Here is a 213-nt window from a genome sequence, read left to right on the forward strand (position 1 = left end):
GTCCCAGCCCCTGGCCGCGATCCAGCCGAGGTGGGTCTCCAGCACCTGACCGACGTTCATCCGGCCGGGCACGCCCAGCGGGTTGAGGATGATGTCGACCGGGGTGCCGTCCTCGAGGAACGGCATGTCCTCGACCGGCAGGATCTTGGAGATGACGCCCTTGTTGCCGTGCCGGCCGGCCAGCTTGTCGCCGTCGGTGATCTTACGCTTCTG

General features: G+C 67.6%; 1 protein-coding gene. It reads right to left on the minus strand.

Annotation, left to right across the window (positions count from 1 at the left end; all coding sequences use genetic code 11):
- Positions 1 to 213 (minus strand): hypothetical protein (locus FAF44_RS54280; protein ID WP_237111261.1); only part of this gene is annotated, 213 nt, incomplete at both ends.

This window comes from Nonomuraea sp. MG754425 (assembly GCF_021699195.1).
Classification (GTDB): domain Bacteria; phylum Actinomycetota; class Actinomycetes; order Streptosporangiales; family Streptosporangiaceae; genus Nonomuraea.